This window comes from Bdellovibrio bacteriovorus, from assembly GCF_001592745.1.
Taxonomy (GTDB): domain Bacteria; phylum Bdellovibrionota; class Bdellovibrionia; order Bdellovibrionales; family Bdellovibrionaceae; genus Bdellovibrio; species Bdellovibrio bacteriovorus_B.
This window is the reverse complement of sequence record NZ_LUKD01000005.1, coordinates 469,360-493,538: the sequence shown is the minus strand read 5'-3', so window position 1 is coordinate 493,538 and position 24,179 is coordinate 469,360. Positions and strand designations below refer to the sequence as shown.

The 24,179-nt window shown below is 45.2% G+C and carries 25 protein-coding genes; 15 read left to right on the top strand and 10 right to left on the bottom strand.

What is annotated here, in order from left to right; translation table 11 throughout:
* The first annotated feature begins 7 nt into the window (after positions 1-7).
* The gene (locus AZI87_RS13025) at positions 8-688 is read left to right on the top strand and encodes a response regulator (protein ID WP_253696797.1); all 681 of its coding nucleotides are present in this window, start codon (positions 8-10) and stop codon (positions 686-688) included.
* 1 nt (position 689) lies between these two features.
* Here AZI87_RS13025 and AZI87_RS13020 read toward each other — a convergent pair whose 3' ends face one another.
* A complete protein-coding gene (locus AZI87_RS13020) occupies positions 690-1,328 on the bottom strand; it encodes a chalcone isomerase family protein (RefSeq protein WP_063207827.1) in 639 nt (212 codons plus the stop codon).
* A 114-nt stretch (positions 1,329-1,442) separates the two neighbouring features.
* Here AZI87_RS13020 and AZI87_RS13015 point away from each other — a divergent pair, with 114 nt between their 5' ends.
* The 9 genes from AZI87_RS13015 (at position 1,443) to AZI87_RS12975 (ending at position 9,116) form a co-directional block, all read left to right on the top strand.
* A complete protein-coding gene (locus tag AZI87_RS13015) occupies positions 1,443-2,813 on the top strand; it encodes an HD domain-containing phosphohydrolase (RefSeq protein ID WP_063207820.1) in 1,371 nt (456 codons plus the stop codon).
* A 99-nt stretch (positions 2,814-2,912) separates the two neighbouring features.
* Positions 2,913-3,395 carry a hypothetical protein gene (locus AZI87_RS13010; protein WP_063207817.1) on the top strand — a complete coding sequence of 161 codons (483 nt, stop codon included), beginning with the start codon at positions 2,913-2,915 and terminating at the stop codon, positions 3,393-3,395.
* Positions 3,396-3,408: 13 nt separating this feature from the next.
* Positions 3,409-3,786 (top strand): RidA family protein, encoded by a 378-nt coding sequence (locus tag AZI87_RS13005; protein ID WP_063207814.1) that lies wholly within the window; start codon positions 3,409-3,411, stop codon positions 3,784-3,786.
* Positions 3,758-4,348: a YdcF family protein gene (locus AZI87_RS13000; RefSeq protein ID WP_063207811.1), complete on the top strand. Its 591-nt coding sequence runs from the start codon at positions 3,758-3,760 to the stop codon at positions 4,346-4,348. Before AZI87_RS13005 ends, AZI87_RS13000 begins: the two co-directional genes overlap by 29 nt.
* Before the next feature lie 72 nt (positions 4,349-4,420).
* Positions 4,421-5,245, top strand: a complete 825-nt coding sequence (locus tag AZI87_RS12995; RefSeq protein WP_063207807.1) for an MlaE family ABC transporter permease — start codon at positions 4,421-4,423, stop codon at positions 5,243-5,245.
* Complete coding sequence (locus AZI87_RS12990; RefSeq protein ID WP_063207804.1) at positions 5,245-5,955, top strand: cell division ATP-binding protein FtsE; 711 nt, start codon at positions 5,245-5,247, stop codon at positions 5,953-5,955. The genes AZI87_RS12995 and AZI87_RS12990 overlap by 1 nt, the downstream gene beginning before the upstream one ends.
* A complete protein-coding gene (locus AZI87_RS12985) occupies positions 5,952-6,917 on the top strand; it encodes an MlaD family protein (protein ID WP_063207800.1) in 966 nt (321 codons plus the stop codon). The genes AZI87_RS12990 and AZI87_RS12985 overlap by 4 nt, the downstream gene beginning before the upstream one ends.
* Before the next feature lie 96 nt (positions 6,918-7,013).
* Positions 7,014-7,820, top strand: coding sequence for a substrate-binding periplasmic protein (locus AZI87_RS12980; protein WP_063207797.1), 807 nt, complete (start codon positions 7,014-7,016; stop codon positions 7,818-7,820).
* A gap of 45 nt (positions 7,821-7,865) precedes the next feature.
* On the top strand, positions 7,866-9,116 hold the full coding sequence (locus AZI87_RS12975) for an FtsX-like permease family protein (protein WP_063207795.1): 1,251 nt from the start codon (positions 7,866-7,868) through the stop codon (positions 9,114-9,116).
* Here AZI87_RS12975 and AZI87_RS12970 read toward each other — a convergent pair whose 3' ends face one another.
* Both AZI87_RS12970 and AZI87_RS12965 read right to left on the bottom strand, forming a co-directional pair.
* On the bottom strand, positions 9,117-9,944 hold the full coding sequence (locus tag AZI87_RS12970) for a 2,3,4,5-tetrahydropyridine-2,6-dicarboxylate N-succinyltransferase (RefSeq protein ID WP_437435070.1): 828 nt from the start codon (positions 9,942-9,944) through the stop codon (positions 9,117-9,119).
* 13 nt (positions 9,945-9,957) lie between these two features.
* Entirely contained in the window at positions 9,958-10,608 is a 651-nt protein-coding gene (locus tag AZI87_RS12965; RefSeq protein ID WP_063207789.1) for a M14 family zinc carboxypeptidase, read from the bottom strand.
* Positions 10,609-10,652: 44 nt separating this feature from the next.
* Between AZI87_RS12965 and lysA the strand changes: the two genes are divergently transcribed.
* Entirely contained in the window at positions 10,653-11,828 is a 1,176-nt protein-coding gene (gene lysA, locus AZI87_RS12960; RefSeq protein ID WP_063207786.1) for a diaminopimelate decarboxylase, read from the top strand.
* Here the strand turns inward: lysA and murI are convergent.
* The 3 genes from murI to AZI87_RS12945 are packed head-to-tail and all read right to left on the bottom strand — an operon-like array spanning position 11,825 to position 14,347.
* Positions 11,825-12,631 (bottom strand): glutamate racemase, encoded by an 807-nt coding sequence (gene murI / locus AZI87_RS12955; protein ID WP_063207784.1) that lies wholly within the window; start codon positions 12,629-12,631, stop codon positions 11,825-11,827. The two genes, lysA and murI, sit on opposite strands and share 4 nt — an antisense overlap.
* A 2-nt stretch (positions 12,632-12,633) precedes the next feature.
* Complete coding sequence (locus AZI87_RS12950) at positions 12,634-13,674, bottom strand: guanosine monophosphate reductase (RefSeq protein ID WP_063207782.1); 1,041 nt, start codon at positions 13,672-13,674, stop codon at positions 12,634-12,636.
* On the bottom strand, positions 13,667-14,347 hold the full coding sequence (locus tag AZI87_RS12945) for a hypothetical protein (RefSeq protein WP_063207780.1): 681 nt from the start codon (positions 14,345-14,347) through the stop codon (positions 13,667-13,669). The genes AZI87_RS12950 and AZI87_RS12945 overlap by 8 nt, the downstream gene beginning before the upstream one ends.
* A 107-nt stretch (positions 14,348-14,454) precedes the next feature.
* On the opposite strand from AZI87_RS12945, the gene AZI87_RS12940 reads away from it, so the two are divergent.
* A complete protein-coding gene (locus tag AZI87_RS12940) occupies positions 14,455-15,339 on the top strand; it encodes an SDR family oxidoreductase (protein ID WP_063207777.1) in 885 nt (294 codons plus the stop codon).
* Positions 15,330-15,962 carry a UdgX family uracil-DNA binding protein gene (locus AZI87_RS12935; RefSeq protein ID WP_063207775.1) on the top strand — a complete coding sequence of 211 codons (633 nt, stop codon included), beginning with the start codon at positions 15,330-15,332 and terminating at the stop codon, positions 15,960-15,962. Before AZI87_RS12940 ends, AZI87_RS12935 begins: the two co-directional genes overlap by 10 nt.
* On the opposite strand, the gene AZI87_RS12930 is transcribed toward AZI87_RS12935, so the two are convergent.
* The 4 genes from AZI87_RS12930 to AZI87_RS12915 all read right to left on the bottom strand — a co-directional run bounded on the left by AZI87_RS12930 (position 15,951) and on the right by AZI87_RS12915 (position 19,989).
* Positions 15,951-17,549, bottom strand: a complete 1,599-nt coding sequence (locus tag AZI87_RS12930) for an ABC-F family ATP-binding cassette domain-containing protein (RefSeq protein WP_063207773.1) — start codon at positions 17,547-17,549, stop codon at positions 15,951-15,953. The two genes, AZI87_RS12935 and AZI87_RS12930, sit on opposite strands and share 12 nt — an antisense overlap.
* A gap of 83 nt (positions 17,550-17,632) precedes the next feature.
* The gene (locus AZI87_RS12925; protein ID WP_063207771.1) at positions 17,633-18,349 is read right to left on the bottom strand and encodes a hypothetical protein; all 717 of its coding nucleotides are present in this window, start codon (positions 18,347-18,349) and stop codon (positions 17,633-17,635) included.
* 94 nt (positions 18,350-18,443) lie between these two features.
* The gene (locus AZI87_RS12920; RefSeq protein ID WP_063207768.1) at positions 18,444-19,394 is read right to left on the bottom strand and encodes an HTTM domain-containing protein; all 951 of its coding nucleotides are present in this window, start codon (positions 19,392-19,394) and stop codon (positions 18,444-18,446) included.
* Positions 19,369-19,989, bottom strand: coding sequence for a hypothetical protein (locus AZI87_RS12915; RefSeq protein ID WP_063207763.1), 621 nt, complete (start codon positions 19,987-19,989; stop codon positions 19,369-19,371). The genes AZI87_RS12920 and AZI87_RS12915 overlap by 26 nt, the downstream gene beginning before the upstream one ends.
* A gap of 232 nt (positions 19,990-20,221) precedes the next feature.
* On the opposite strand from AZI87_RS12915, the gene AZI87_RS12910 reads away from it, so the two are divergent.
* Together AZI87_RS12910 and AZI87_RS18205 are read left to right on the top strand one after the other, a co-directional pair.
* Positions 20,222-23,377, top strand: coding sequence for a hypothetical protein (locus tag AZI87_RS12910; protein ID WP_063207760.1), 3,156 nt, complete (start codon positions 20,222-20,224; stop codon positions 23,375-23,377).
* A gap of 81 nt (positions 23,378-23,458) precedes the next feature.
* A partial coding sequence (locus tag AZI87_RS18205) for a hypothetical protein (protein WP_172795525.1) occupies positions 23,459-24,179 on the top strand: 721 nt, incomplete at its 3' end.

Sequence of the window (24,179 nt, the reverse complement as noted above, 5' to 3'; positions counted from 1 at the left end):
AGAAGGCATGAAAAAAGTATTAGTGATTGATGATGAGGCCTCGATCCGAAAGCTCCTGCGAGTGAGTTTGGAAGGAAATGGTTATCATGTCGACGAAGCTTCTTTAGGTCGTGAAGGTGTTTCTTTAGTCGCCTCCTTGCGTCCTGATATTGTACTTTTGGATTTGGGCCTTCCTGATGTTACCGGTCTTGAAGTTTTAAAAGAGATTCGTGGCTGGACCCGGTTGCCAGTAATAGTTTTAACGGTTCAGGATTCTGATAACGATAAGGTCGCCGCTTTGGATGGGGGCGCGGACGATTATATTACGAAGCCCTTTAGTTTGCCCGAGCTTTTGGTGCGCATGCGCGTGGCTCTTCGTCACTCTTCCACAAGTGCACTAGAGAAGTCCGAGTTCGCCAGTGGTCCATTAAAAATGGATTTGCCAGGACACGTGGTCACTGTGTACGGCGAACATGTAAAACTTACGAGCACCGAGTTCAACATTTTAAAAGTTTTGATGCGCTATAAGGGAAAAGTGGTGACTCACCGGATGTTACTAAATGAGGTTTGGGGCCCCAACTCCGTCGAGCACACTCATTATTTGCGGGTGTACGTCGGAGCTTTACGCAAGAAATTAAAGATCTCAGAAGACACGCCAGACGTCATTGTTACTGAAGCTGGCGTTGGATATCGGCTTTTAGATATCTAAATTATTTCAAGATGGATTTTTTAAGCTGAGCCACACCATCATCCGATGATTTGCCAAGCCAGATCGAAAAGATTTTCTCGATAAATCCAGCGGGTCCTTTGATCTCAGTGACATTACCGCCGGTAGTTTCATAAGTGATAGCTTCGTTTCCGTCTTTAAGGCGAGCACCCACAATGCTAAGAGCTTTGCCTTCTTTCGCTTCGCCGCCTTTAGCAACAGTGTCTAAAAACTGCTGAACGGGAGCTTCTTGCGTGTTGATTTTATTTGCCGCCAAAGCTTCCTTAAAAGACTTTTGAACATTTTCGGCGTCAACGTCACGAAGGAAGTGCAATTGAATGGCGACGGCCTTTTGATTTTTCAACGATGAAAGTGCTTCGTTCTCTGATTTTTTAAAAGTTTCCAAAGAAGCTACGTAAAGTTGACCCACGTAGACCTTCACGTTTACGAAAACTACTTTCTTCGCACGCAGACCCGCTCCTACGGATGTCAGGCTGACAGATTCACCCTCTACTTGAGTTGTTGCCGAAGGGGCCAGGGTCACATTTTCAAGTTTTTCTCCTCCGCCAGCCGGTGTCAGAAGAGCGGCCGAAGCGTTTACAGACAAAAGAATAGCGAATAGGCAAGCGCTAAGCAGTTTCATGGGGATTCCTTTCTTCTCGGTAGGCTTTTAGGATTTCGGCGGGTGCTTAAAATGTCAACGAGGAAAAGTTTTGTTGGCAGCCCCAAGTCCGTACATTAAGCTTTTGTTAGACGCATGACCGAGGCCCGAAACACTTCTCTCTTTCGACAAAAACTAGAACTTCTGATTCTTGATGATTCAGAGGCGCTTTTAAATCGCGTTAAACAAGTGGTGTCTGCGCATTATCTGACTTTTCGCCAAGTGAATTTCGGCGAGCTTCCAGAGTCAATGGGCGATCTATTGAAGGCTCAACTTGTTTTGTTGGCACAGCGACAGGAAGAAGCTCTCAAAGATTTTTCCGAGCGGGTGGATAAAGTTCTACGTGTATTTCCGCGTTCTTGTATTGTGACGGTGATGGCACCTTCGTATTCCCGCGAAAATTTGGAAGGCACACAGAATCCTCGCGTGACGCCGTTATCTCAGGCAGAGTTTTATTCGACTTTGAAGTTTGAATACGTTTGTCTGTACCGCTGTCGTTCTCAATATTTTTCTATACAAGCCGGTGACCTTTTTCCTATGACGACGATGTCATTTCCGGCCTTCATTCGTCTTTCGTTGAATCAAAGATATTTGCCAGTCATCCATAGCAACACCGTTTTGTCGGATGAACGAAGTCAAAGGCTCAGTCGCGCGGAAGGACTGTATATTCAAATCAAGGATATCGAAGGATACCTGCAGTACATCGCCACTTATTATGACACTTCGGGGGCGGCCTTAAGGAAGCGGGCGCGCGCTCTTTTCTTAAGTCTTTGTTATAAGTCGGTGTACTTAAATGAAAGCTTGCTCTTCGATTTTAAAATGCCAACGGAAAGTCATTTAGCGTCCATCTATGAGGGTATAAAGAAAACGGCCTCTGACCTTTTCGAGATTATGAAAACGGATGAGAATCTGTGGGATATTTTCCGCGAGGCTTTGGATGAAGATTTTTGGGAATTATGGCGATCTCCGTGGATTTCTGTTTATGCCTCTTTGATTTCGGTTCGAAGCGGCGTGGGAAATCCCATGGTTGTGCTTCTGGCGGGATTGCTTACGGATATTGGGATCTATGATCTCGAAGAAGCCGTGACTCGAAACTACTATCTGTCTGAAGAAAAGAAGGTCACTCCGGAGCAGCAGAGTTCTTATGAAAAACACCCTCTCTTGTCTTTAAACCGTTGTTTGATTAAGAAACTTCCGATCGAAGAAGCGGTCAAAACAGTCCTTGTCTGTACCCATGAACGCGTCGATGAGAAAGGGTTTCCGAATCAGGTGCCTTCGGACAAACTTCCCGAAGAGGCCTTGATTCTTCTGTTTGCTGAAAAGATCGACAAGACCGCTTTGACGACGATTAGAAAAACGGGCGTGGGTTTCCGTTTTGCGAAAGAAAAGTTGTGGGAAGCCGAAAGCACCACTCCTGGCAGTTTCAGTCCCGATTTTTTAAATAAAATCAGTGAATCACTAATTTAAAACCTGTGAATGACACCTCTTGTAAGAAGCAGAATCCTTTTGCCCCTGAGGAGGCTTTTGCATTTAATGAAACGGCATAAACTTACAGAGGAGTTAGTAATGCTTAAAAAATTAGCATTGGTGTTTTGCTTAGTGGCGTTTGCAGGAAGTGTTGAAGCCAAAGAGCTGACCAATCGTTTGGGCGTTGGTGTAAAGAAGAACACATCTTTGGATCTTCCAGAGCTTGCGGCTGTTTATCACCCGATGTCTGATCTGTCTTTCACGGGTGGGTTGGGGATCGATACGCAAAAAGATTACTCTAAGTTTTCGTTCAATGCAGGCGTACGCCGCACCGTTTTTAAGGAAGACAACATGAACTTCTACATGGGTGGCGCATTAGGGCTTGTGAACTTTGAAACGGCGGGAGAAAAGGAATCTGGCTTCGAGTTGAATGCTCTTTTTGGTGGAGAGTTCTTCTTTACGGGTCTTGATTCTTTGGCTTTCACATTTGAAGGCGGCGTCGGTGTGATCTCTGCCGATAATGTTCGTTTTAGAACAATTGCAGATGGTCCGTTCAACGCAGGTATTATCTTTTACTTCTAATCAGGAGATTTAAATGAAAAAAGTAATTCACACGGACAATGCTCCTAAAGCGGTAGGTCCTTATTCTCAAGCAGTGCAAATGGGCGATTTTTTGTTCTGCTCTGGCCAAATTTCAATTGATCCTAAAACAAATGAAGTTTTCACAGGGGACATCAAAACCCAAACACAGATGGTGATGAAAAATATCGAAGCCGTTCTTACAGCGGGCGGTATGAACTTTTCAAATATTGTTAAGACGACAATCTTCATCACAAATATGAATGACTTTGCGACGGTGAACGAAGTTTACGCTCAATATTTTAAAGACGCTCCTCCAGCTCGCTCGACAGTGGCTGTAGCGGGTCTTCCTAAAGGTGTGAACGTTGAAATCGAAGTTTTGGCGCATCGCTAAAGTTCTATTACGGTCTCGGCCGTTCTGGGTGCTTTTGTTTTTCGTGGGAACGGTTTTGTACCGTTTCTACGATGAGTATCAAAACGTTCAGCACGAGACCGTACAGTCTTGGTTAAAAACACCGACGGCCGACTGCGCCGTGGTGTTAACCGGGGGAGCGGGGCGCGTCCGTGAAGGATTCGATCTTCTGGCAAATCAAAACGTAAAAAAGCTGGTGATCTCAGGAGTGTATTCCAATGCGCGCTTGCGTGAAATTATGCCGGTGTGGCCTTTTTACGGAAGTCTCACTGAAAATGACGTGGTCTTAGATCGTCGTTCGGAAACCACTTATGGAAACGCTCAACAAAGTCTTCCCATTGTGGAGGCGTTGAAATGCAGAGACATTCTTTTGGTGACTTCACGTTTGCATATGTATCGATCTTATCGCACCTTCCGTGCGACTTTCCCTGAAAACATTTATATCCAAAAACACGCCATTATCGGCGGTCGTTACGAGTCTTCAGTCTGGGAAACCACCTTTGAAGCCTTAAAGTCTTTATTTTACTCTTTCTGGGCTTATTAAAACTCGACCCTGGTCTAATCCCATTTTCTTAACAAAATACCGATAAGTATTTGAGAAATTAAGGGGATAACCATGACTTCTTTACTGGCGCAGATAGATTCGCTAGGAAGATTTGTTACTAAAAACGTGGAATACACAGTGCGTGTGTTCCTCATGGTCTATCTTTCTCTTCGCGCTGCCATTCTGGATAAAGCGCAAGGCTTCAGACAAATCGTCGGTGTTCTTTCCTCACAAATTTATTTCACGGGATGGCAGGCTCTGCCTTTGATTTCTGTTCTCGCGTTGGGTGTGGGCTCGGTGATGATTTTGCAATCGCTCTCTAATCTGACCTTGTTAGGCGGAACGCAGATGATCGGAAGCTTTTTGATTGTGATGATTCTGCGAGAAGCGGGGCCGTTACTCGTGGCGCTTGTCGTGATTGCACGTTCTGGAACCGCCGTGGCTTCAGAAATCGGAAATATGCGCGCCAATCGTGAGATCGAAGCGTTAGAGAGCATGGGGATTAACCCTTTAAGCTTTATTGTGTTTCCGCGTGTTGTGGGCGGAGTTCTGAGTGTCTTGGGATTAGCATTTTATTTTAATGCCATTGCCTTGATTGGCGGTTTTCTGGTTACGCGCTTCTTTCAAGACATGTCATTGACGTTTTATACAGATTCTTTGATGAAAGCTTTTGCTAAAGAAGACGTTCTGATTTTTTTTCTGAAAAACGGCTTTAGCGGCATGATCATCTTTGTTGTTTCTTGCTATCAGGGATTGTCGGTGAAACGGTCTCCGCATGAAGTTCCCCAAGTCACAACTCAGGCCGTGGTGAACAGTATTATTTTCGTCGTGATTTTTAACTTAATGGTTTCAGCTTTGTTTTATTTAAATCAACTTCGTAGTCTAGGGGTGGTCTAATGAAAATCGAGAGTCTTAAATTTGAAGGCGTGACATTCACACATGAAGGACAAGATCCGATTGTTCAAAATGTCGAGTTCGACTTCCCCATGAATGAAATTCTTTGGGTGAAGGCGGAAGAGGGTGCTGGCAAAAGTTCCTTACTGCAAATCCTGGCTGGCTTACAAATTCCGCAATCGGGAAAATATCTGATCAACGGTGAAAACGTTTGTGATATGTCTTTTGAAGAATTTTTACCGTACCGCTTGCAGATTGGTTATTCCTTTGATTATGGCGGTCTTATCAACAACCGTTCTTTATTTGATAATCTGATGTTGCCGCTTCTTTACCATAAAGTGGTTTCTCCAGAAGAAGCGAAGGCTCGTGTCGAAGGTCTTTTAAAAGAATTTGGTGCAGAAAAATTTGCGCATGACCGTCCAGCGCATGTGCCCGGTCGTATTCGTAAGTTGACCTGTCTTTTACGTGCTTTAGTAATGCGCCCGCAGATACTTCTTTTGGATGATCCAAGTGTGGGTTTGGGCCAAGACAGTATTTATGCCTTTGTGGACCACGTGCACAGACTTCGTAAAGAAGGTCATTGCAAACATGTATTTATCAGTTCTTATGACGAAAAGTTTATGAATCTATTTGAGTACCAGATCATTCATTTAGATGAAGGGCAGTTGTATTTCCAAGCTGTCGATCCAGAGAAAAGGGTTGTTCATCTATGATGAAGGTCAAGTTTAGTAAGTTTGAGAGGGTAGCAGGTCTTTTCATCGTAGTCGCTATCTTCGGAATTATTCTGACAGCGATCAGTGCTGCGGTCAAACAAGGTTGGTTCGAACCGAAGGTTCGTTATACGACGACCTTTGAAAATGCCGATGGCCTGCACCAAGGAACATTGGTGCAAATGTCTGGTCTGCGTGCAGGCGCAGTTGAGTCTGTTGAACTTGAAAGCGACAATCGCATTCGTGTGAGCTTTTATATTTTAGGTAAGTTTCAAGATCGCGTCCGCGAAAATAGCACCGTGCAATTGATTCGTCCTTTTATCATTGGTGAACGCGTTCTGGATTTATCTGTAGGACATGATCAGTTTCAAGTCTTACCGGCTCACAGTGCGGTGAAGTCTTTAGAAACAGTGGATCTTATGACCTTGATGAGCGGTAAGAATATGAATTCCTATTTGAGTAAGCTTGGAGGAATTCTTGAAAGCATGCAGGTCATCGTCGATGCATTTGCAGATAAGAGCCGGGCTGAAAGCATGGTTCGCGTGATCGACAGATTAGATCCTTTAATGAAGAATTTAAATACGATGTCGACGGAAGTGATCAAGCTTTCTCGTCAAGCTACGCATGATGACGGTGTTCAGAAACTCGTCGGAAATCTTGCGGTAACCACCAAAGAGATCAATCGCATTTTGCCAGAGTTGAATGAAGAAAATCCTCAGCTAGCCAAAGACTTGGCCGTCATGACTCAGAATCTAGCCACGGTCACTCGGGCCTTGGGGCCTGCAGTGAAAGCCGTGGAGCCTGAGCTTCCTGGAGCCAGTGTTCGTTTGGTCGAGGCTCTGAATGAGACAGTGGTTGTGCTTAAAGCCATGCAAAAGTCTTTCTTTATGCGTGGAAGCGTGCGTGAAGTGCGCGATGAAGAAGCGCAGGAACGTGTGCCAGCCAATATCCGAGAAACAAAGTAGAAGTTTTTCGTTTCTCGGATAATTTATCTTTATTGCACTATAGTAATCCCCACATTCGTACGATAAAGCCCTTGCTCTCTTGAGCAGGGGTGAAACATGCGATCCATCGTTCGCTGTTTCTGTGTTATGCTCCTGAACATTGCGGTACAAAATGCAGAAGCAAAAAATATCAAGGTGGCACTGGGTATGGGGCGTCCTCCATACATCTACTTGGAACAAGGTCAGTTAAAAGGAATAGAAGTTGAAGTGATTGGAGAAGTCTTTCGTCGCTTAGGATATAAAGCGACCTTCGAGACTCTTTCACCGCTGCGCTTAGATGCAGAGGCTCGTCATGGAAATTCCTATGATGCCGTGGTGGGCGTGGCTCGCGGAAACGAAAGATCTATCTTTTACTCTGAGCCTTATATGCATTTCGAAAATTATGTGGTGGCTTTAAAGAAGAAAAACTACAAAATAAAATCCGTGCGTGAGCTTGCCCCACTGAAGGTGGGTACGTGGGTGAATGCCTGGAACGGCCTTGGCAAATCATTTAAAGCGCAGTTTGGTCCTCAGTTAAGCGGGGGCTATGCACCGAACTATTTTGAGTTCTTAAATCAAGAAGATCAATGTCTGGCTCTTTTTAAAGAGAAGGTCGATGCCATCGTTATCGACAAGTATGTTTTTGCTTGGCTCCGTATGACTTTGGCGGAAAAAGAGGACACCGAGCAGGAAGTGGATGTGTTCCGTTTGTTTAACGGTGAGTCCCCCTCTCACGTGGCTTTTCGGGATAAGAAACTGCTTCATCGTTTTGACGAAGAACTCGCAAAGTTCCGTCTCAGCGGTGAATATGATCGTGTTGTGAGAAGCTACGTCGGTGGAAATCTTGCGTCTTATTTCAAACCGAAGGTCACTCGTTACAGATAGCGCTCCGTGGCTTGAATCTGCATTGCGGCGATTTATCATAGTGCCATGTTAGTAGGGCACTTATTTCGCCATTTTATTTTCTCGAAAAGAGCAGGTTCTTTAGTTAAAAGAATTTCGTGGCTTTCCATGATCGGTATATCGATCAGTGTTACGGCGTTTTTAGTAGTCCTTTTTGTTATGAATGGCATGAATGCGACGATTAAAAAGCGCATTCTTGGTTTAGAGCCGCATCTGTATGTCCAGGCAGCGGGCGTTTCTTCTGCGGCTAGCTTAGAGGCGCATCCCGTATTCCAACGTCTCAAAGAACATCCTGAAAATAAAGCCTATGTTTATGAAACCCAAGATGTGATCATCCGCAGTCAAGACGGTCAGTTTCGTGGAGGTGTGGCTCGAGGAGTGACCCGTGAAAGCTTAGGGTACTTCATTGAGCAGCTTCAACAAATGGAGCGCAATCAACGTCAAAGTGATTCGCCAGCGTACTTCTGGGACCCTCAAGATGTGCCCGAAGAAGGCGAAATCATCATGGGTGTGGATCTCGCGCAGTCCTTGGGGGTTTTTGAGGGGGACTATGTTACTTTAGTTTCTCCTTCGGGATTGTTATTGCCGCCCGGAGAAACTCCGAAGTTTGAGCGCCTGCGCGTGAAGCGCATCGTGACAACGAGTCTTGCAGATATCGATGCTCAGTATATTTTCTATCAGAGAGGTAAGGCTTTAAATTCGTTGGTAAACGAAGGCATGCGCAAGCTTGGTATTGAAGTGTGGTTGCCTGCCGGAGTTTCGGTCGACACAGTGAAAGATGATCTTTTGAAGTTCGAAGATGTCAGTGTTGAAACTTGGATGGATCGCAATTCGGCTTTGTTGTATGCCTTGAAATTAGAAAAGCTCACTATAGGGACTTTTTTGGGCTTGGCGGGTATGATTGCCGCGAGTTCTATTTTGACCGTGTTAGCTCTGCTTTTATCGCAGAAAAGAAGAGACATCGCGATCTTAAGAACGATTGGCTTTTCGGCGAAACAAACAGTTCGCACATTTACGCAGTTAGGATTTATTTTAGCTTCCGTAGGTGTGTTGACGGGAGTTATTTTAGGAACTGGTATCAGTCTTTATATCGAAGCCAATCCGATTCAGTTGGCCGCTTCGCAGATTTATTATGATCCGAGTATTCCTGCATTGGTGGATTTTACATTGGTCTTTGGTGTTCTGATTGTCAGTGGTTTGATTGCCTGGTTTGGATCCTATATCCCGGCAAGAACGGCATCAGAGGTTCAGCCCTCTGACGCCTTAAGAATGAAATAACTAGACGCTAACCTGATAGTCGCGAAGAGCATCCGTCAACGACGTCTTTAAGTCTGTACTTGGTTTTCTTTTTCCAATGATAAGTGCGCAAGGAACACCGTATGTTCCCGCCGCAAAATCTTTCATCTGGGTTCCTGGAATAACAACACAATTGGATGGCACTCGACCTTTGTATTCAACCGGAGAAGAGCCCGTCACGTCGATGATTTTTGTGCTAGCCGTGATGGTTACGCCAGCTCCAAGAACAGCTCCTTCTTCAATCAAAGCACCTTCAACGACGATACAGCGGCTGCCGATAAAGACGTTGTCTTCAACGATGACCGGAGATGCTTGAACAGGCTCAAGAACTCCGCCGATACCAACGCCGCCAGACAGATGCACATTTTTACCAATTTGTGCGCAAGAGCCCACCGTTGCCCAAGTGTCAACCATTGTGCCCGAGCCGACGTAGGCTCCAATATTTACGTAAGAGGGCATCAAGATCGCACCCTTTTCGATGAAGCAACCTTTGCGGGCGAGGGCGTGAGGAACGACACGAACACCTTCTTCTTCACTCCATTGTTTCACGGGGATTTTATCGAAATAAGTAAAATCACCCGCTTTCATCACATCCATTTTTTGAATGCGGAAATAAAGCAAAATGGCTTTTTTAATCCATTCATGAGTGATCCAGCCGTTGCCGGTTTTTTCACAGACACGCAGGCGACCCGAGTCCAAGCCTTCAATAGTTTCAAAAACAGATTTTAACTCTGTTGTGGTCATCGAATCGACGGTTTTCCCGTTTTGAACATCGGCATAGATTTGTGTCACTTCATTTTGCATTTCAATCTCCTCTAAAATCTTACTGTTCTAAAACTTTCAATGACTCTAAAATCGCGGGAACGTGAATCTCGATGATTTTTTCTGCGGAAAGTCCACGTTCAATTTCATAGGTCAGTGTAGGAAGGTTTCTTTCAAGGCCCGTGTAAGTTCCCAGGCATCCTGGCGTTGGGTAGCCGATGTCATCGTCGATTTTGTAGCCTGTGTGTTTAGCTAAGACTTCAGCGACTTTGCGGCAGTCACCATTGACGTTTAATACCGGATGCCACGAGTGAAGTGAAAGAATGAAGACGGGTTTTTTAGCTTCACAGTAAGCCATTAAACCTTTGTTTTCGTTTTCACTGCCGGCAGCAGGTCCCGGATGATAACGTGGAGTTTTTACTTCAGGAGACCAATCTTTCGTTGGAAGATTTCTGTTGAGATCCACGCCGTTGCCATTGCCGCGAGTTTTGAAAATGACTCCTTCTAGATTGAATTGCGGCACTAGCGTGATGTTGAGCTTATAGGGATTGGACTTCATAAAATGTTTCATCAGCTCTTGAGCTGCGATCACACCTTCGACCTCGTCGCCGTGTACACCGCCAAGAATAAGTACTTCAGGACCGCCGTTATGGAACTCGTAAGATAGAACCGGCATTCCTTTGGATGTGTAGGTAAATATAGAAGTTTTCATGACAAACCGTCCTTCCTGGGGCATGATGCTAGCACGAGGTCTTCATGGAATACATCAATAATGAATTATGCCTAGGTCCGTTAAAGAAGCGTCTATTGCCCTTGTGCGCGAATTACATGCGGCCTATTTATGTCTATGACCTCGATTTCATCTCGCAACGTTTTAATGCTATGGCAAAGGCCCTTTCCGGCGTGCGCCTTTTTTACGCAGTGAAGGCAAATCCCAATCAGCAAGTTTTGCAACATCTTAAGAAAATCGGTTCGGGTGCTGATGTGGTTTCATTAGGAGAAATTAAAAGAGCCATGGAAAGCGGTTTTTCTGCTCACGACATCGTGTATAGCGGCGTAGGTAAAACGCGTCACGAAATCACGGAGGCTTTGAAGTTAGGAATTTTGCAAATCAACGTAGAAAGCTTGCCTGAGCTTGAGCGAATCGGAGGCATTGCGCGCTCTTTGGGTAAGAAGGCCGCGGTCGCTTTGCGCTTGAATCCCGATATCGATATTAAAACGCATCCCTATATCGCCACGGGTCTTAAGGATAATAAATTCGGGATGGAATTATCGTTGATTCCCGAACTTGTGGCTTGTCTTTCAAAGTATTCAGACTCTTTGGAACTTGTCGGGTTTAGTTTGCACTTAGGCTCGATGATGATGGAATTTTCGGGTTATGAAGAAGCTTTAAAAAAACTAAAACCTGTCTTTGTGGAAATGCAGAAGAAGTTTCCGACGCTCAAGCGTTTTGATTTCGGCGGAGGCTTGGGGATTTTTTATGATCGCTTGGATTTAGAGCTGGAGGAAAGTCTTTTACGTGACTACGCGAAAATCACGAAAGACATCTTGGGCGATTTGAACTGTGAGTTGCAGGCCGAGCCCGGCAGGTGGCTGCTGGCTCATTGTGGTGTTTTGATCACGGAAGTGCAGTACATTAAAAAAACGTCGTCAAAGGATTTTGTAATCGTGGATGCGGGAATGAATCATTTGATTCGTCCTTCATTGTATGAGGCTCAGCATCTGATCGTTCCATTAAAAAAATCCGGGGAAGCAATGAAGGCGGATGTTGTCGGTCCTATTTGTGAATCTTCAGACTTTTTTGCGAAAGATATCACTCTTGGAAAAGTACAAGAGGGTGACTTTGTGGCGATCATGGATTCCGGTGCTTACGGTTACTCCATGGCCAGTCAATATAATATGCAGGAGCTTCCTTTAGAAATTTGTATTTAAAGATCGACGACGCGAAACGAGTGCGGCGTGAGCGGTGTCAAGATACGATGGGCCACTTCGGTAAAATGCGCTGAGTGGTCTGTAGTCATGATTTCAATAGTGCGCTCGTCCTGAGACGCATTTTTTCCTAAACGTCCCTCAGTAAAATCACGATCCAACCAGTGAGCGATGGCTTCGCCGGAATCAACTAATTCGACAGCAGAGCCGGTCACACGACTGATCGCACTTTTTAATATCGGGTAGTGCGTGCAGCCTAAGATCAAAGTGTCGATGGAATGACCTAACAACGGACTGACGTAACGGAAGACGATCAGATTCGTCACTGGATCTGAATCCCAACCTTCTTCAGCTAAGGGAACAAATAGCGGACAAGCTTGATCAAAGACTTCGGCCTGAGGGTGCAGCTCCAAAATTTTCTTGCGATAAGCCTGGCTGTTGACGGTTGCACGTGTCCCTAAGACACCGATTTTTTTAGCAGAGGATTTTTCAAGAGCTCTCTGTGAGCCTGGTTCGATGACATTGTAGATGGGGAGGCCATCGAACTCTCGTTCCGTCAACTGGCTTGAGGCCGTGTTGCAGGCGATGACGATGGCTTTCACATGTTGCTTTTCCAGAAAGTGAATATTCTGTTCAGAATATTTACGAATCGTCGATGGAGACTTCGAGCCATAGGGAAGTCGCGCAGTATCCCCCAAGTAAAGAAAGTTTTCTTGAGGGAATCTTACTGCGAGTTCTCTTAAAACGGTGAGACCACCGATTCCAGAGTCAAACACACCTATGGGTCTTGTATCCGAAGAAAGCATCCTTAATTTTTTACACCGTGAGCACGTGATTCCGCAATACCATTTGCTGACATTTCAATAAAGAGAGCTTTCTCACGTAATTCAGCAATAGTAGTCGCATTCACATAGCTCATTCCCGAACGAATTCCGCCCGCGACTTCAAGGATAACGTCTTTAACATGTCCTTTGACATTCACTTGCGTTGATTCGCCTTCAGGAGCCATACCCGTAGGAACGCCACCTCTCCAAGAGTCCTGGGCTGCGCGTGAAGCCATACCACGGTATTGCTTCTTACCGTTTTTGATTTCTCCCGGTGTTTCGATTGTTCCTGAAAGCATACTTCCTAGCATCACAGAGCTTGCGCCCGCTGCGAAGGCTTTGACCATATCGCCTGATGTACGAATACCGCCGTCAGCGATCACAGGAACTCCGTAGCTGTCAGCGATTTCCGCACAAAGAGCAATGGCTGTTAACTGAGGCACACCACAACCTGTGATAATTCGAGTCGTACACATGGAGCCTGGACCGATACCTACTTTGATAGCATCCGCACCTGATTCGATCAGATCGCGGGCGGCATCTGGAGTCGCCATATTTCCTGCGATGATTTCAACTTGAGGATAATGATCTTTCAACCACTTCATCGTTTCCATCATCTGCACTGAGTGACCGTGAGCAATGTCGATCGTGATGATATTTACGCCGACGTCGATCAAAGCTTTCGCGCGTGTTTTAAATTCCTCACCCACGCCGACGCTGGCAGAAACGTTTTTCACACCGGCTTCTTTTAAGCGACGGGCTTGCGAAGCTTGTTCTTCGGTAGAGATAAAGCGGTGAAGAATACCCAAACCACCCAATTCGTTCATTGCAAAAGCCATGTCGTATTCAGTCACCATATCCATATTGGCGCTGATGATCGGCATTTCGATAGAAACTTTTTTCGTGAGTTTTGTGGTGAGGTGTGGATCGCGACGTGAACGGATGTCAGAGCGCGCTGGCATAATAAGCACGTCATCAAAAGTTAAACCTTTGCCGCGATTTTTAATGTCTTTCCAGTTAAACATGAGCGTCATGTTTTCTTACCTCACTTCTAAAAATATTAAAAAGGATCTGAGTTGATAAAATTAGCAAATAAGTATCTAAAGCCGAAAGGGCCAGGCTTGCTATCGGTGTCTTCCAAATCAAGCGGTAGGCATCAAAGAGCGCCGACAAAGTCACAGGTACGAAGAGATGGAAGAAAACAAAAACAGCAAGAATCTTGAACCAGTTTTTGCGCACAATTTGGGCAGATTTTTGAAGCGCGTCTTCTTTGCCTTCGTCATAGGCCTTTGAAGAAGTGACTACCAAAGGAACCAAGCTGTATTCGATATACTTCCAAATCCCTGGCAGAATCAGCAGCAAAGACCACAAGAGGGTCTTCCCCCACGAGCGCAGTGTTTCGATAAAAACCTGATTGAGGTTTTTTTCCATGAATTCACTTAAAGTCTGAGTCCATCCCGTGAGGGTGTTCAAGGCATAAAGCGCCACGGTAATAAGGAGAACCGGAAAGACCACGCTACTTATGATGGACAAAAATCCAAGCCAATACACTTGTTGTTGGGCTCCCTGAGGGTCTCTCAGGGCATTTTCGATATGAAGATTCAGGTACTGGTCGATGTTGCTCGACAGAACGACCAGAGCGAAAATAGGCAAGCAGACTTTTTTAAAAACCTGAAGGTTTTCGGCAAAAAAATTCACTTAAGTATTTAGATCGCGATTCAAAAGGGGAGTCAAGCGGACTCTTGCTAAGAAACACCGGGGAGAAGCGTCGTTTTATAAGGCATAATTTATAAAAGGAGGCTTTTATGGGTCTTCGCGTGATGATCACGGGTCCCACTGGCACTCTGGGCCAAGAACTTGTGCGCAAATTTAAACGGGCGGGCCTTCCCTTTGTGGCAGCGTCGCGCTCTTTAGATCGCCTGCCTGAAGGTGTTCGGGGTTTGCAGCTGGATTATGGAAACAGCCTCATTTTAGAGCAGGCCTTTCGCGATGTCGATGTCCTCTTCTTTCTACAACCTTTGGCTTCAGGCATGCGTGAAGAGGCCTTGCGGGTCATTAAAGCAGCTCGTAAATCCGGTGTGGAATATATTTTAAAAATTTCTGAAATAGGGGCGAGCGCAGAGTCTCCTTATCTTTATCAACGTCTTCACGGAGAAATTGATGACCTTTTAAAGCATAGCGGGATTCCTTATGCTCTTTTAAAGCCCTCTTCTTATATGCAAAATTTTATTCATGGTTATGGAGAGGCCCTTTTGCAGGGCACTTTATTCTTGCCTGAAGGAGAGGGGCGGACAGCCTATGTGGATGCCCGAGATGTCGCCGATGTCGCTTTAGAGATTTTAAAAAAGCCTTGGGATTATGAGCAAAAAAGTTTGGATGTCACTGGCGCCAGAGCTCTTTCCAATTCCGAAGCAATGGCACTTCTTTCGAATCAAATTCGTCGTCGTATTTCCTATGTCCCCGTAACAGAAGAGGCGGTCCTAAAAACGTGGCAGAGATCCGGCATGGATAAGTTCCAAATGGAAGTGCGGTTGAGTCTGCATCGGGCAGTCCGAGAGGGCCGCACGCATCAAGTTTCCATCATTTATCAAAGCATAATGGGACGTGAGCCTGTGTCGTTTGAACAGTTTTGCCACGAGATGAAGGACTTTTGGCTCCCCCGTCGTGAAGACACAGAGCTGTGGCGCTAAAGAAATTCAAGCAGGCCCAGCCTCCTGACAGCACAAATTTAAAAACCTTAGCGACGGCCGCCGCGGGATGTACAGGGTGTGATCTCTATAAAAACGCGACGCAAACAGTTTTCGGAAAGGGAAAAAAGAAAGCCCGTATTCTTTTAGTCGGCGAACAGCCCGGAGACAAAGAGGACCTGGCGGGACTTCCCTTCGTGGGACCCGCCGGAGAACTATTGCGACACTGTATTGAGCAGGCCGGCCTCACGATGGAGGATATTTATTTAACGAACGCTGTGAAACATTTTAAATGGCGCCCGGCAGGGAAAGTGCGTCTTCATCAAAAGCCTTCGATGGGACAAATAAAAGCCTGTCGTCCCTGGTTAGAAAAAGAAGTTGAATCGGTGAAGCCAAAAGTGATTGTGGCCTTAGGGGCTACGGCGGCCACCAGTGTTTTGCAACGGGTGCCACGCATCGGCAGTGAACGAGGCAAGGCTATCAAAGACGTGGAGCTTGCAGACTACATCATTCTGTCCTGGCATCCTTCAGCTATTTTGCGCAGTATTGATCGCGAGGACGCCGAGGCAAAGCGAGCAGACCTTGTCAGTGATCTAAAACTCGCTAAGAAGCTTTTAAGTAAGTGATGCTTTTTTTATTTCCAAATATTCTTCATAAGAAATGTGGTTATCATAAGTGACTTTCCCATCAAGTTCGATCACTCGGTTCGCCACCGTCTGAATCAGCTCATGGTCATGGGACGTGAAAATCACGGTGCCTTTAAAGCGTTTAAGGCCTTCATTTACGGCGGTGATGCTTTCCAGATCCAAGTGGTTCGTCGGTCCGTCTAAAATTAAGATATTCGAACCGGACAACATCATCTTTGAAAACATACAGCGAACTTTTTCTCCACCCGAAAGAACTTGAGGTTTCTTTAAGGCATCTGTTCCACTGAAAAGCATCTTTCCTAAGAATCCGCGCAAGAAAGTTTCGTCTTTGTCTTCAGAGTATTGACGAAGCCAGTCTACCAAAGAGTCTTCAGATCCTTGAAAGTATTTTGAATTGTCAGTTGGGAAGTAGCTGCGAGTTGTTGTGATACCCCAAGAAAAGTTTCCAGAGTCGGCTTGCAACTCTCCGGCGATGATTTCTAGTAAAAGCGTTTTTGCTAAATCATTTTTTCCTAAAAGAACAACCTTATCGCCTTTTTTCAGAGTGAAGCTGACATCCTTAAGAAGAGTCTCTCCTTCCCAAGTTTTCGTGATGCGATCCACGGTCAATACGTCGTTACCCAATTCGCGTTTGATATCAAAACCAATGAACGGCTGCTTGCGCGATGAAGCCGGCAACTCATTGAATTCTAACTTTTCTAACTGTTTCTGACGGGAAGATGCCTGGCGTGACTTTGAAGCATTAGCGCTGAAGCGAGCGATAAAGGCTTTCAATTCTTCGGCTTTATCAGCACTTTTCTTGTTTTGATCAGCAAGGAGCTTTTGACTGAGTTCGCTCGCCTGACGCCAGAAATCGTAGTTGCCTGTATAGGTAGTGACTTTACCGAAATCGATATCCGCAATGTGCGTGCAGACTTTATTTAAAAAGTGACGATCATGTGAGATCACGATGACGGTGTTTTCAAAATTTAAAAGAAATTCCTCAAGCCACTGAATTGCATAGATGTCCAAGTGATTCGTGGGCTCATCCAGAAGTAAAATGTCGGGCTGGCCGAAAAGAGCCTGGGCTAAAAGCACTTTCACTTTTTCTCCGCCATTAAGTTCCTTCATCAGTTTGCCATGATACTCATCTGTAATACCAAGGCCTGCCAGCATGACTCCCGCTTCGGATTCGGCCTCCCAGCCATTCAGTTCCGCAAACTCAGTTTCAAGTTCAGAAGCTCTGACTCCATCGGCTTCGGAAAAATCAGGATTGGCGTAAAGAGCGTCCTTTTCTTCCATGATTTTGTAAAGGCGTTCGTTCCCCATGAGAACCGTTTTTAAAACCGGGAATTCATCATAGGCGTAATGATCTTGCTTTAAAATTGAAAGGCGCAAATCTGGAGCGATATGAACTTCGCCGGTGTTAGGTTCAACCTCTTTTGAAAGAACCTTCAAAAATGTGGACTTGCCTGCACCGTTTGCGCCGATAAGGCCGTAACAGTTGCCGGGAGTAAATTTCACATTCACATCTTCGAAAAGTTTTTTGCCGCCAAAACGGAGGCTGACGTTGCTGGTACTGATCATTTTGCGGGTCCTTTGAGGACTCTTTTTTACGTTTTTCCGTACGAAATCGCAACTTTTTCGAGAGTCATAGGCAAAATATCCAGTTAGAACTGCCAGGTTAATGTGAGACCTATAGTGGGGGAGAGCCCAGATTCGTTCACATTGTCTTCAAGATCGCCCTCGGCCGCACTGATGACGGCGTGGCCCGGGTAGATAGAGTCAAACTCGGGAATACCCGTGCTGATTGAAATCTTAGAACCCATGACTTTAACGGCACCAACGCTGGCTTTGACGTAAAGATGGTCTCCTAAAAGCCAGGTGTAACCGGTGTGAAGTCCTAGGATCATCAGTTCACTCTCCATATTGACTGAAGGATCACGGCCTAAGGCAATCAACAGAGTTTTCAGCAGACTGTAGTCGTCGCCCGTTGCCGCATAAAGAACTTCATCAATATCGGCAGACCCTTCGGCGTTTAACTGTGCCGCTGTCATCCCGATGTGCCAACCCACATCGCCTTGGATGTTGTATTGAAGGGCCGCGCGAAGCACGCGGTTGTTCTTGAAAGCGGCATTGATGACCCGTCGTTGAGTGTCGTCGTCAGAGATGATGTCAGCGATCGTATTATAGTAAGCAACGGGAACGTTCCCATAAGCCACACTGAATTCGAGATACTCATAAACTTTGAGATTAAGACCCGCGCCTACGAAAGTCGGAAATACAGTAATAACTTCCGGGGAAAGGTGAATATCACTTTGCGCCTTCGCGGTCGAGCTAAGCAGAAGTAAGAAGAATGAGGAGTATAAGATGATGAACTTTATCACGGGCGCCCTCTTTATATAAGTGAATAACTCACACTAGGAGCCCGTGCAAAAAAACGCATTAAAAAGAGAGCGGAGGTTGAAGAGAAACAGGCCTTTAAACACTCTTTTGTCGAAATCGTATAAACTTAGGTCGCAATGCTGTAAAGTTTCTTTCTCGAATATTCTGGACCCAATTTGCGACATCGCGTGGATCCAACATTGCGACCATGATGACGATCATAGCCCATTCAAAGACGGGAATGCTCATCGTGTATTCGATGCCTAAGTGCAGGCCGACACCGGCGAGCAAAACCCAATAACGCGTCTCTTTGAACCAAACTAAAGTTCCCAAAGCAAATTCCACAACGAGGGTCGACCAGGTAAGAAGCTTGATTGTGGTCATGTCATTCAAAAGGGGTAATGGAAAACGAACGAAATCATCGATGCGTGTAGCGATGTAGATGGCAGAACCATCAATCCATTTTTCACCTTTGATTTTAAATAACACAGTGGCGATATAGACCGTGCAAAATTGGATTTGAATCAGACGTAGGGCCCAGGGGCTTTTCTCTAAGGGAACTGGGGGAGCTTCTCCATTCCATTTTTTTCTAAGCCAATCAAAAGACCACACATCTCCTGATGGAGTGAAAAATAAAAAGAAAAGAAAAATTCTAAGCACAGAGTCCGCACTGTTTAAAATAAAACCATTGCGATGATGGAAGGATACCAAAGTCACAAAGGCTATCGCAACCGCGGTTCTAGTAAAGGTTCCGGTCAGGACTGCGACTGAAGCAATAAGATTGATAATGGCCAGCGTGAAAGTGTTCTTCTCTGTGTGAGGAATGTAGTCAAAAAGAGAAAAACGAAACGGATTCCCATACTGTTGCGCCGTTTGGAGGGAAATAATTCCGTTGGGTCCGTAAAGGACGTCAATGTCTGTGATGATCATCAACCAGTTAAATAGCAGTAGCAGACCCATACCCATTCGTAGCAGGGCCACAGTGTAAACGGGTTGAGGTGCAAAAATAAAATCATGAATATTATTGAACAACGTTTTTAGCTTCATAACGAACCTTCTCAGTTGTTGGCTTATATACGAATACGGACTCTTTTAAAAATTCTGTGGACATCTGTCCGTGAGGAATGAAGGGTGCTTCATCAGGCAGAAGTACTTTGTTAGAGAATCGGCTGAAGGTGATTTCGGCAACGACTCTTCCTTGTCCTTTGGACTCGATTGTAGCAATTTCACGCAGAACGTATTTTGAAATGTCGAACCACACAAGTTCGTTTTCGTTCGGAAGCAAAGTTTCCTGGCCTACGATTCTGTAACGGTCAGCGGTTAAAACTTTTCTGGCACCACTTATAATTGAGGGGCGAGGCATCTTCCAAACAGTTGTCGTACCATCAGTGAATTTGATATCGGCTTCAACATATGCATTCGTGTTCATCGGGTTGGGAGCGAACATGCTCCATGGTTGATAAAGCATTCCAAAGGCTTGATATCTCTCGACAGTCTGTATGAACTTTGTTCCTAGAGCGCTTCGATCTGGAAGACCATCTGCGACCATGATTCCGACATTCACAAAAAAGAACGTCAGGACGACGGCCTTAATAAAAACATTCCACACGATTTTGATTTTTTTGATTTCAAATTGTTTCATGGTCCTCCGTGTATCATGCCGAAAGTCAGAATGTCTGGTTACAAACAGTGAGAGGAAAATATCCTGTTCGCAACGATGTGGTTTAGTTGGAAACTTTTTTTCTGACCAACTTAGCTACAACTCCAAAGTGTTTACAAAGGTTGAAAAACAATAAGGTGTCAAAAATATTAAGGCGCGCGAAATTGCCTGAAAATTTTTTTGGAACGACCAAAAACAAAAAAAAGGAGAATGTATGATTCATAGTTCGAAAACTACATTCCTTCTAGCAGGGTTTACGTTAGTGGCGAATCTCGCAGTTGCGAACACGCCGACGAATGCGTCTGTGAATAAGGAATCAAATTCTAAGAAGCCATCGGCTTCAGCATATATCGGTGGGCAAGGTGGATTTGTCAGTTATGACGCTAAAATTGCGGTGACGGTCTCTACGAGAGGTAATAACGGCAATAACGGTAATAATGGCAACTTCAATGGCAACAACGGTAATTCTGCCTCTTTCGGTAATAACGGAAATAATGGCAATAACGGTAATAATGGTAATAATGGTAATAACGGTAACAACGGCAATAACGGAAACTCTGGAAATTTTGGTTCGCTTGGTTCTTTAGGTTCTTTAGGTTCTCTGGGCTCTCTTGGTTCTAATGGCAACAACGGAAACAACGGAAATAATGGGAACAATGGGAACAACGGTAATAACGGTAATAACGGTAATAACGGTAATAATGTAAATAACGGCAACAACGGTAACAACGGTACCTTTGGTTCGTTGGGTATTCTTGGTTCCAATGGACATAATGGAAACAACGGGAATAACGGGAATAACGTTAACAATGGTAACAATGGTAACAATGGTAATAATGTAAATAACGGCAATAACGGCAATAACGTTAATAACGGAAATAATGGCAACAACGGAAATAACGTTAATAACGGAAATAATGGCAACAACGGAAATAACGTAAACAACGGCAACAACGGTAATAACGGAAGCCGGGGCCAATACGGTAACAACGGTAACAACGGTAATAACGGTAATAACGGTAATAACGGAAATAACGGAAATAACGGGAACAACGGAAACAACGGAAATAACGGAAATAACGGAAATAACGGAAACAACGGAAATAACGGAAATAACGGAAATAACGGAAACAACGGAAACAATGGCAACAACGGCAACAATGGTAACAACGGGAATAACGGGAATAACGGAAATAACGGGAATAACGGAAATAACGGAAATAACGGAAATAACGGAAATAATGGAAATAATGGAAATAATGGCAATAACGGCCATAAAGGGAACCACGGAACGACGACTTACGGTCCAACTGTAACGACGACGGCGGGTCCGGATACATCTGTTACAACGACTTACGGTCCTGATGTGACTGTGACAACGACTGCTGGCCCAGACACGACAGTGACTACAACAGCAGGGGAACCGACAGTTACGACAACTGCAGGTGATGACACTGTGACGGTGACGACAACTGCAGGTGACGATACGTCAACTACAGTTACAACTACTGCAGGGGATGACACAACATCGACTACCTCGACAACTTCAACATCTTCAACTACTGGTACAACAGGTTTTGAGGAAGAAGAAGAAAACGAGTTGAAAGCGAAGTTGAAACCCCTATTCCACTTGAGCTTCGACTATGGTTCATACATCGTGAACTTGACGCCTCACTTCAGAGACGTTCAGCCGAAATCAATTGTGAAATACGATTACCGCCCAAGCTCTGATTCTTTGATCTACGGTGACTATCGAGACGGTTTCCAAAAAACAGTCTACGGTTCTATCGAAGTAGGTATTGGTGCTCAGGTTCAATTCTGGTTCGACAATGCAACAGGATTGCGTCAGCACTTCTGGGGTTATGTCGGCGTATTGCCAATCATGGGTAAACAGACAGAGTCTGTTCGCTATGTCAGCACTTTAGATCGCGCGCACTCTATGGGTGGCCGTTGGCAGGTTCCTGAATCGGCCTCGGATCTGGATGCTTGGGATACTGGCGATAGCATCACTTATCTTGGCCATGGTGGCATCATCTTCTCTGCAGGTGCTGGTTTCGGTCCTGTGGGCGTAGGTGTGGCTAAATTGGCTAACGGTTCTTGGGAAACATATGTTGAAAAAGTAGATTCTGAAAAAGTTTACGTGAAAATCACTCGCGGTAAACTAAGCAGCTTCTCTATGTTCACGAATGTTTCGATCCTGACTTTGAGTGTGAATGACTTCAAATACTCGGATGATGGATTCTCATTCTTGTTCGATATGACGACTGAAACAGGACGTAAAGCTTACGAAGACGTGATCCGCGGTAACGTGTTGGCGTCTGAAACGTTTGCGACGAATCGTCCAGCGAACTTAGTTGAACGTGCTCCAGTTCTTAAAGTGGAAACTTTCAGAACGGTGTCTACAGGTCGCGTAGCAAGCAAATCACTGTCTATTCCAATTATCTGGAATAAAACTTACAGTGAAGGTCGCGTGAATTCATTCACAACATCTGACTTGCACATTGATCGCAACACGGCACAAGTTCACTACGGTATCTACTCAGACTCTGAAGATTCTCGTTTCTGGTTCAAACATAAAGAAACGGACTTCATGTTCTACGGCGCGAAATACGCTGTTGAAAACTGGGATACAAAAGAACGTATGGAAAGCATGTTCGGTACTTACTCATACGCCTTCCGCCACGAGAAATCGAATGGTGCAAGATTGCGTAAAGGTATCTACGACCTTGTTAAGAAAACGGGCTTGAATATCTTGATGGTGGGCGTTCCTGACCGTGACCTTGGTTACACAGGTGTTGAATTCAACGTGAACTTCAGTGAAGAAAACACGATGAGATTGATGAATGCCGCTCAACGAATGACTCAAGATCAGTTCATTGATTTGTCGACAGATCAAATCTATGACTACTTCCGTACGAACAACGATCCGTATGACTACTGCATGATCGATGCAAGTGGTCCTGGTACTTGCGTGACTCGCACAAGCAAGCGCACGGCAGGTGCAGCGAGCAAAATGTATTTCGCTTTGAAGTCTATGTATAAATACATGAACTCAGATGCGAAAGCTTTCGCTGCAGCTTACGGTAAGTTCGGTGAAGGTATGGCGGAAAACTTGTTCACATTCAGAACGGCGATGAAACTTGCTGGCTCTGGCGCGACAATCGACTATCTAGTTGAGGGTACGCACACGAACATGTACTTCCGTGAATGGGTTGTGGATGGTTCTGGTCGCTGGGTTCCAGCTATGAGCTCTCCTAAATACAAAGGACTTCCATTCAGTCCAGCGTCCCGTCACTCACGAGTGCGCGGTATGATTATCGGAAACTCAGATGCGGCTAAATTGCCTCATATGACTCCGGTGACATTCTAAGAAAGTTCAAATTAGATTGAACGAAAAGGCCGTCTGGTGAAAACCGACGGCCTTTTTTTATTTCCATGCTATACTGCGAGCATGATCGATTCCTGTGGGCTCTATGTTCAAGCAAACGGAAGCAACGGTGACTCCGCTCACCGCACAGGCTTAGTTTGTGCGCTCTTCGTCTTGTTAGGAAGACGGACCGAGGCCGAAGCTGTCGGTAAGACCATTATCGATCACTTAGAAATAGCACCCGGCCTCTTCCGTCGATCTCCCTATGGAGATGCCTTCGATACAAACCCAAGATGTTTCAGCCGCGACCAAGCCAGCCGCGTGATTTTAGCTTTCGCTTTATTGGGTTGGAAAAAAGAGTTGAAAGCGTGGCTAAAAGCGATGGCCCAAAGAGGTTTCTTTCACCAAAACAATCTCAACGATGAAACAATGAAATGGAAGTTCCCTGACATCATGGGAATAGGTGAGTGGGCAAACATCATTCGTGGCTTAAACTGGTGGTGGCTTTACCCCGCACTGCTAATTTTAGATTTAAACTACATCGGGATGGTATTTTTAAGAAAACCCTGGGACGGCGCCAGCCTCTATGTTCCCGATCTTAAGTACGCTCTTAAGAAATATTGGACACCCACAGCCTGGCTAGCTAACAAACTCAACGATAGAACTCCGTGGTTAGAAGAAGCACTGAATAATCACTCAAAGGAAAACAACGGCTGCGAAGAACTCTGCACCCTTTTCCAATCCCTAGCCCTAAAAAATCAAATCCAAAAGCCCACTAAAAACAAGGCACCATTCCTTTCTCTTT